We start from the raw sequence: 8,714 nt of genomic DNA, 5'->3' as shown, positions 1-8,714 counted from the left end.
CACTGTTACTGGCTCGCACCATCAATTGTGTGGCGCCCTTGCTGGTAAAGGTGATCGGCAGCGTCCACTCACGGAAGGAGAAACGGCCAAGGTCTTTCCCAAGCTTGGCTTCGCGCCAGTTTTTACCGCCGTCGATAGAAATTTCCACCTTGTTGACGCCAACACCACCGTCGAACGCAATGCCCTTGAGCACCACGCCTTTTTTCAACGGCAATACATCGCCATGTTTAACGCTGGTGATGAAACTGCGTATCGCCAACTTTGAAATCGGTTTGGTTTGTGCCGCAGTGGTGCCAGGTGCGGTGCACAGACAATCGTTGTCCGGAAGGCGGTAACCTTTCGCCATGAAGAAACCGTCGAAGGTATGGTCGACGACTTCGATTTCACTCAGGTGCTTGATCCAGTACGTGCCGAAATAGCCTGGCACCACAAGGCGTATCGGGTAGCCATTGAGGAACGGCAGATCGGTTCCGTTCATCGACCAGGCGATCATGGGCTCACCGTCCATGGCATGGCTGATGTCCAGGGCCTTTATGTACTCCGGCGTGCTTGGCAACACCGGCTTATCGAGTCCACGGAAGGTCACTTGTTTTGCCTCGGCTTTCACACCGGCCTTTTCCAATACCGCCTTGAGTGGCACTCCCACCCAGCGGGCATTACCCATTGAACCATTGCCCAACTGAGCACCAAACACGCGCGGCATCGAGAAGCCACGGCTGTTACCCGAACACTGATTGACCGCCACCACTTCTACCGGTTCGGCGAGGGCTTTGAGTTCTGCAAGGGAAAGCGACAGCGGCGTTTCGACCAAGCCCTTGACCGTCAGACGGTAAGTATCCGGATCGATGCTGGTAGGAAAATTGGCCAGGTGATAACGCACGAAAAACGCGTCATTCGGCGTGATGGGGCCTTCGTTGAAGACTGGGAACGGCGTCTCCAGGTGCGGCGGACGAGTGGTCACCAGGGTCAAAGGGCGTTTTTGCGGGTATTGCACCAGCGGCCGTGGACCCGCAGCAAAAGTCACCTCTTCGGCAGTTTCATCAACCGCCTTGGTTTCCTCGGCTGCCTTGGCGAGGCTTGCCAATGGCGAAGCCGCCACCGCCAGGGTGAAGGCATCGCGAAGAACGCGCCGGCGGCTCGGCTTGCTGTTATCTATAAAACTGAACTTCATTCTGCGCTCTCTATAATTGTTTTAATGAGATGCAACTGACAGCCCCGCCAAGGCAGCGGAGGATCGGACTCGATATGTAACGGGGTTTTTCTTCGAATTCGGTAACGACGTCAGTATCGTCACGGATAAGCCAGCCGCTTTTCATTTGACGTCAGGGACTTAACATTTGACGACAATGACAGACGAGGTGCGGTAGCGCCGAGCTCCGAAAGACGCGCCGCAGACTTGTTCGGCAGCAAGGACAAAACAGGCTCAAGCAATAAAAACCAGGCATTAAAAAGGCGTCCCGAAGGACGCCTTGTTTATATTTCCATGCCTTGAGTGTGGTCAGACATGCTCACTGCTTTTCGCATGCGCCGCACGCGGTTCTCCATGCCCATGGTCCGCCTCCACCACGGGGATTTCTTTCCCGTCGCAGTCATGCAGTTTGCCTTCGCTAAAGTAATCCCCTTCACGCAACGCTGCCAGATCCTGGTAACGCAGCACACGCTCTGTACCGGCCGCAAACACCGACTGCTGATCCGAGTTACCGGCCGTGAGGTGGTTGAAGGTCAGGTTGAGCACGATGGCCATGATCGCCGACGAGCTGATGCCCGAGTGGAAGATGGTCGCGAACCAGCTTGGGAAGTGGTCGTAGAAGCTCGGTGCTGCGATCGGGATCATGCCGAAACCGATGGAGGTGGCGACGATGATCAGGTTGACGTTGTTGCGGTAGTCAACCTTTGACAGCGTACGAATACCACTGGCCGCCACGGTGCCGAACAGCACGATACCGGCGCCGCCAAGGACAGACGTCGGCACCGCCGCGATGACCCGGCCCATGAAGGGCAGCAAGCCGAGGATCACCAGAAACAAACCACCGGTGGCAACCACGAAGCGACTCTTGATCCCGGTCACCGCCACCAGCCCGACGTTCTGGGCGAAGGCGCTTTGGGTGAACGAACCGAAGATCGGCGCGAGCATGCTCGACAGCATGTCAGCGCGCAGTCCATTGCCCAGCCGCTTGGAGTCAACTTTGGTGCCGATGATTTCACCGACGGCGAGGATGTCCGCCGAGGTTTCCACCAGCGTCACCATCACCACGATGCACATCGACAGAATGGCGGCGAAGTGGAAGGTCGGCATGCCGAAATGGAACGGCGTCGGGAAGCCGAACATCGGACCTTGAGTGACAGACGAGAAGTCGGCCATACCAAGGAACACTGCGATGACCGTGCCGATGACCATCGCCAGCAGAATCGACAATCGGGAGATGCTCGCGTTGCCTATCTTGCTCAACAGCAGTACCAGCATCAGCGTCACTGCGGCCAGACCAATGTTCGCCATGCTGCCGAAGTCCGGAGCGTGGCTATTGCCGCCCATGGCCCAGCGTGCAGCCACCGGCATCAGCGTCAGACCGATGGTGGTGATCACAATGCCCGTGACCAGCGGCGGGAAGAACTTGGTGATGCGCGAGAACACCGGCGTGATCAGCAAGCCAATCAACGATGCGGCAATCACCGCCCCGAGAATCGACTGAAACCCGCCCTCTCCGCCACTGCTGACAATCGCCACCATGGTCGCGACGCCAGAGAACGATACGCCCTGTACCAGCGGCAACTGACAACCGAAAAATGGTAAACCAAGGGTCTGGAGTAATGTCGCCAGCCCCCCTGCAAACAATGAAGCAGCAATCAACAAACCGATGTCCGCCGGCGAGAGCCCGGCGGCCTGACCAATGATCAAAGGCACCGCGACGATGCCGCCGTACATGGTCAGAACATGTTGCAGGCCGTAAGCCATATTCGCGCCGATCCCAAGGTTTTCATCCTCAGGCCGTTGGTGTGAAACATGGGGCGTTTTCATGGTTGGGGGGTTCCCTGATTTTTGTTATGCGCACACTGTATTCAAGATCAAGGATAAATGTCTATAGAGTTGTATACAACTTATCATCCGGATTATGACCAGCCATTCATTTCCTCCGAATCTGTGCGGCTTTCCCACCTTCAAAACTTTTGAAATACATCCTGACGCAGCCCTTCCACATTCCCCACTAGCCTTTGGTAGTCCAAGTGACCGCCGGCACGGTCGCCTCTCGCTTATACATATAAAGTATGCATAATGAAGCCATTCGAAATTCAGTTTCACAAGGCAAAAAACRCAGCCAACAAATTGAAGCACCAAGGCATCAGCCTTTCAGAAACAGAGCCGGTTTTCTATGACGAGCGAGCGCTTACGTTTCAAGACCACCACCATGATGAACAACGGTGGGTCATCATGGGGATGGACGCCAAAGGTCGCTTGCTGGTCGTTGCGTACACCTATCGAGATCCGAATTTCGTTCGAATAATTTCCGCGCGCATCGCGACCAAAAACGAGCGCCGCCGGTACATGGAGGATTGACCGATGAAAGACGAATACGACTTCAGCAATGCCAAGCGCGGGGCTGTTGCCTCCAGCAAAGGCAAAACCAGAATCACCATCATGCTCGATGATGCCGTCATAGAGGCGGCTCGCTCACTCGCCGAGAGCGAGGGATTTGGCTATCAGACAGTGATCAATAACACCTTGCGTCAGGCGTTGCTCAACCACGGGAAAACAACCGCTGAGCTCGATCAGCGCACGGCTGTTGCGAATGCCGGGCATTTCAAAGAAGGGATAACCGCACGCGAACTGAAGAACCTCGAGAAGAAATTAACCGAGGTTCTCAGTGAAATTCATCGGGTGATGGCGCCTTGAGCCTACCCCTGTGAAACGTCAAAAAACACGGGCTCAGCTTGAGCGAATCAATCGCTCAAGCATGACCTTCAATCCCTCATGTTCCGGCACCCGGATCCCGAACTCATCCTTCAGCAAACCGATCAACTCATCCACATCAATCACCTGCCGCCGTTCGCTTTCGCGGCCGACCCGGTGTATCGCAAAATTGCCGTTGTTCAGCGTACGGCGCCAGCCCTCCCCGGTCCGGGCAACCATGAGTTGCTTGGCAAACGACGACTCGGAATGGGTCGAGACATACCAGTTGCCGACGGTGTARTCGATGTCCTCCTGGCGTTGCAGATCGAAGATGTACATCGCCCGCCACTCGCCGCCGACGTTGGCGCGCAGGGTGTAGCCGTCTTCATGCCGTTCAATGCGATACGGCTCATGGGGGGTGAGTTGCTCGGCTTCGGTATCGAGCATCAGCGGTGCAGTGGGGACCATGCCGCCGAAGCCGACGTCAGTGATGTAACGCACGCCGTCCAGCGTGACCAGGCTCAAGCGGTGTGTGCGAGCGGTCCACGCGCCTTCGGGCTGCCCCATCACTACCCGGCCGGTGATGCCTCGAGCATTGAAGCCTAATGCCTGGAGCAACGCCAGGAACAGGTTGTTGAGCTCGTAGCAGTAACCACCTCGACCGTCGTACAGGACTTTTTGTTCGATGGACGGCAAGTCAATCAGCACCGGCTCGCCCGACAACGTGGTGAGGTTTTCGAACGCGAATTCACCGGTGTGGCGCAGTTGCAACTGGCGCAAGGTCTCGAGGGTTGGCGTCGGGGGTGCGTCGAAACCCAGACGCAGCAGATACAACGAAAGGTGGGTCAGGCGTGGCTCGCTCATTGCTCAGTCCTTATGCATGGGGCCGCGGATCTCTCCGCCGATGGCCGCCATGTATAAGGGATAAAGCGGTTCAACTGACAATTGATTTCGCCAATCGCCGAACTGATCAATGTTAATGCCGCTTGCGCGAGCCGACGCGAATCCACGTTGGCGCATGATCACTGGCATGCGGTTCATTACGCACCCAGGCATCGACCCCCGCTTCTTGCAGATAAGGGCTGAGCGCCGGGTTCAGCAACAGGTGATCAATGCGCAGCCCTGAATTTTTCTGCCAGTGCTGTCGGAAATAATCCCAGAAGGTGTATAGCCGATCCTCCGGGTACAGATGACGCAAGGAGTCTGTCCACCCCTGATCCAGCAAGCGTTGATAACACTCGCGGCTTTGCGGTTGCAGCAGCGCATCCTTGAGCCAGGAGCGCGGGTTGTAGATGTCCAGGTCTGTAGGCACTACGTTGTAATCGCCAGCCAACACCACCGGATGCTCGCTGCTTTGCAGATCCCTGGCATAGGCGATCAGTCGTTCGAACCATGCCAGTTTGTAGTCGAACTTCGGCCCCGGCTGCGGATTGCCATTGGGCAAGTACAGACACCCCACCAACACGCCGTGCACCGCCGCTTCCAGATAGCGACTTTGGGTATCCTTGTCGTCACCTGGCAAACCGCGTCGACTCTCCAAAGGTTGCGTATCTCGCGCCAGAATCGCCACCCCGTTCCACGACAACTGACCCTGCCAGATGGCGCCGTAACCGGCCGCTTCGAGTTCGGCGACTGGAAAGGCCGTGTCGACCGACTTGAGCTCCTGCAAACACGCAATATCCGGTTTCTCCCGTTCCAGCCACGCCAGCAAATTGGGAAGACGCGCTCGCAAGCCGTTGACATTGAAGGTGGCTATTTTCAGGTACTTCATGGTCCGACGCTCGCTACGGATTGGCGGTATCCAGTTGTGACAGGAGTAAGTAATGACAGTTGCCGTGGCAAACGTAGCAGGCGATTAAAGGTGCCGGGGGTGGAACCGGCAGCTGAATGAAAAAAAACAGGCCATGAAGCTGCTCATGGCCTGTTCGCTACAAGTCCATCACACTCGTTTGACCGCGGGCGGATTCCACTTCCCGGTCAACGCCTCGGGTTTCGGGCCATACAAGCGCATGGTCAAGTTGAACGGACCTTTAGGTGCGGGAAGCCAATTGACCTCAAGGTCTTTTCCGGGGCTTTCGTACTGGAAAAAAATATCCAGCGAACCGTCGGCGTTGGTCTTGAACGGCATCCAGCTACTGACCGCAAAACGGTTGAGTGTATTGCCCACCTGGAACCCTTCTGGATCGTACAACGTGATCGACCAGAAAGCGTTCACCGGCGGTACTTCACTTTTATCGAAATGCAGCACGTACTTGTTGGCGCCATCAAGTGGCTTGCCCTGCTCATCGCCCATGTTCAGCGGATAAATGGCATCCTCGGGCAAGTTCGCCCCCAACCCGACCTGTGCCACGATCGCGCGCTTTAGGTAGTAGTTGCCATAGACGCCCATGGTGTCGGTATTCATTGACCAGCCGTTGACCACCGTAGCGAGCGTGGCAACCTTCCACTTCATCAGCGTTTGCGCTTCTGCTGGTACGGTTTGCAGCGCGGCTTTAACGGCCGGATCCAATGCCTCAACGTTGAACGATTTGCCTACCTCGATACCGATGCGTTGCATCTGCGCCAGAATAGGCTGGTCGGTGAGGTGAGGAGGATTCACTTTGAGCAGTTCGGCGGCGTAGGCAAAATAATTGGCGGCCGACATTGTATCGACCTGAGTTTTCGGCGGCGTTTCCATGTCCACCGTCGGGTCGATTTTCACAGTGACCGGTTCAGTTTTTTTACCCAGCTGCGACAACGGTGTCACGGTGTAACCCGCCTGAATGGCGTGCACTGCCGCGTAGTCGGCTTCCCCGTCAGTCTTGGTCCGACCAATGATCCAGACGAAAGACGTCGGTGCCGGCAAATGGCTCAAACCAACGGGCACCGTTCCGGTCCAGCCCGGTGGCGTCACCAGAAATTGACTAGCCTGAGTACCGGTCGTGCGCCAACCGGGCGACGCAAAAACGTCGCTCCACATGTCCAGCATCGGCAACAGATAAAAACGCCCCGCCGTGTCCGGCGCGGAAATCACCAATGGCTCTTTAGTCAAGTCGAGCCAGGCGATGGAATACAGCGTATCGAAGTTCGACCGCACCACCCCTCTGAAACTCGCGGGTGGGTACTGCGGCACACTCACAAACATGTTCATCGGGCCTTTACCGAACTCTTTGCCGGGTTCGATATTGGTGAACTGCTTGCGGGTGATGTCCATGGTCAACAGCGGATAAAAATACAGGTAAGCCTCAACGCCAATGGCATGCGCCTCTTCGGGCGTAACTTTCGGTTGAGCCTGACTGACCAGGGGAAAAACGGCGCCGGCCGCAAGCGTTAGTGCAACGGCTGTCAATACTTGAGTCATCAACATTTAGGCGATCGTCCTTGCGATGGGGGGCGCTACCGGGCTCGGCAGAGCTAACGGAACTCTAGACGATCGAATGAGAACTGACAGGCGGACGACCGGTTGTCGGGGTGTTTGGATATGACCCAAGGCAAAACCCGGATAGCGCTGAAAGAGCTACGATTACTCTTACATCATGATAAGGAATCGACATGAGTAAGGCAGACGAGCTCGCCACGAAGTTGAAACACACCGGGGCTACCCACGCCGATCAGGCGATCGATAGCTGGCCGAGCCAGGTTTACGAACTGTATCGCCAGATTGAGAACTGGCTGCTGCCGCTGACGGAGGTCGGGCTGGTTTTGCGGCACAATCCCACGCACGTATTCGAGAGCGATCCGGAGGGGGAAACGTTTGACTACGCCATCGACCAACTGGTGATCGAAGGCAACCACCACACCCTGACTTTCGACCCGGTCGCGCGCTTCACCGACGATGGCGAAGGCCGTGTAGAGATACATTCCAAAGGCCAAGAGCTCGCATTGCTGCGTACCGTCGGCGAGCATGGCGAGACGCATTGGTGGTTACAGGTCATCGAGCAGGCAGGACAACAACTGGATGCGGTTGCACTGACGGAAAACAATCTGCTTTCGGTCGTGCAGGAAGGTTTGGAGCTTTGAGGTTAACGTCCTATTCGACCCTCGACGGTGTTCGACCAACAGCACAGGACAACATGCATGGACAGTTTTGTTTTGGGCACACGCGCCAAGGTTTCTGGTCAGAACAGGTTTAGTAATCGCACCGGCGCCGTTTCATATTTGAAAGTGTCCAGTGGCGCCGCCGAGCCCACTCCTTCAGATCAGGTAAGTACCGTCAAACAGTGGCTGGATCTGATCGTCCTACAAGCGAACCCTCCAGGCACCAAACCCGGAAAAGAACTGGATATTGTTTTTTTCGTTCATGGCTACAATACCGATTCAAAAGAAGCACTCAAGCGCCAGCGATTGGTCGAGAGCGAACTGAAAAAACGCAAATACAACTGCATGGTCATTGGCTTCGACTGGCCCAGTGCGGGCAGCGCTGAACTGTATCTGTATGATCGCTCGGAAGCTCAGGAAGCCGCCACGCTGTTAGTAACTGGCGGCATCATTCCGTTTGCCAACTACACGCTAAAAGACTGCCCCATAAACATCCACATCATGGCCCACTCCATGGGCGCCTTCGTGGTGCGTGAGGCCGTACGCGCGGTCGATAAAACTCGTAATGCGGACCTGGCCAATGACTGGCGCATCGGCCAACTGGTGTTGTTTGCGGCGGATATCTCCTCCGAGTGCTTTGAGCTAAACAACTCGGACATGATTCCGATCTTCAACCACTGCGGCCGACTGACCAACTACTTCAGTGGCTACGATGAAGCGCTGGCCGTTTCAAATGTCAAAAACATAGACATCAGCTCGCGCGTCGGACGCGTTGGCATGCCGATTGATACGCCAGCGCACGAAAAGGCCG

The 8,714-nt window shown here is 56.1% G+C and carries 9 protein-coding genes; 4 read left to right on the top strand and 5 right to left on the bottom strand.

Features of this window, described 5'->3' with window-relative positions; translation table 11 throughout:
- Both sorA and AC1DSG_RS23370 read right to left on the bottom strand, forming a co-directional pair.
- Positions 1–1,171, bottom strand: a 1,171-nt coding sequence (gene sorA / locus AC1DSG_RS23375) for a SorA family sulfite dehydrogenase catalytic subunit (protein WP_477793009.1), incomplete at its 3' end; no start/stop codon positions are given.
- Between the two features lie 327 nt (positions 1,172–1,498).
- Complete coding sequence (locus tag AC1DSG_RS23370; protein WP_477793008.1) at positions 1,499–3,016, bottom strand: nucleobase:cation symporter-2 family protein; 1,518 nt, start codon at positions 3,014–3,016, stop codon at positions 1,499–1,501.
- Positions 3,017–3,271: 255 nt separating this feature from the next.
- Here AC1DSG_RS23370 and AC1DSG_RS23365 point away from each other — a divergent pair, with 255 nt between their 5' ends.
- Positions 3,272–3,553, top strand: coding sequence for a BrnT family toxin (locus AC1DSG_RS23365; protein ID WP_477793007.1), 282 nt, complete (start codon positions 3,272–3,274; stop codon positions 3,551–3,553).
- A 3-nt stretch (positions 3,554–3,556) separates the two neighbouring features.
- Positions 3,557–3,889 carry a BrnA antitoxin family protein gene (locus tag AC1DSG_RS23360; RefSeq protein WP_477793006.1) on the top strand — a complete coding sequence of 111 codons (333 nt, stop codon included), beginning with the start codon at positions 3,557–3,559 and terminating at the stop codon, positions 3,887–3,889.
- Positions 3,890–3,922: 33 nt separating this feature from the next.
- Here the strand turns inward: AC1DSG_RS23360 and AC1DSG_RS23355 are convergent, their stop codons facing one another.
- From AC1DSG_RS23355 to AC1DSG_RS23345, 3 genes are all read right to left on the bottom strand, one after another.
- A complete protein-coding gene (locus tag AC1DSG_RS23355) occupies positions 3,923–4,750 on the bottom strand; it encodes an arylamine N-acetyltransferase family protein (protein WP_477793005.1) in 828 nt (275 codons plus the stop codon).
- Between the two features lie 112 nt (positions 4,751–4,862).
- Positions 4,863–5,657, bottom strand: a complete 795-nt coding sequence (gene xth, locus AC1DSG_RS23350) for an exodeoxyribonuclease III (RefSeq protein ID WP_477793004.1) — start codon at positions 5,655–5,657, stop codon at positions 4,863–4,865.
- Positions 5,658–5,825: 168 nt separating this feature from the next.
- Positions 5,826–7,232 (bottom strand): DUF1254 domain-containing protein, encoded by a 1,407-nt coding sequence (locus AC1DSG_RS23345; protein WP_477793003.1) that lies wholly within the window; start codon positions 7,230–7,232, stop codon positions 5,826–5,828.
- Positions 7,233–7,417: 185 nt separating this feature from the next.
- On the opposite strand from AC1DSG_RS23345, the gene AC1DSG_RS23340 reads away from it, so the two are divergent.
- Positions 7,418–7,885, top strand: a complete 468-nt coding sequence (locus AC1DSG_RS23340) for a hypothetical protein (RefSeq protein WP_477793002.1) — start codon at positions 7,418–7,420, stop codon at positions 7,883–7,885.
- Positions 7,886–7,942: 57 nt separating this feature from the next.
- A partial coding sequence (locus tag AC1DSG_RS23335) for an alpha/beta hydrolase (protein ID WP_477793001.1) occupies positions 7,943–8,714 on the top strand: 772 nt, incomplete at its 3' end.

It is taken from the genome of Pseudomonas sp. P5_A12, assembly GCF_056400685.1.
The sequence above is the reverse complement of the archived record's forward strand: the minus strand, read 5'-3'. Positions and strand labels throughout refer to the sequence as shown.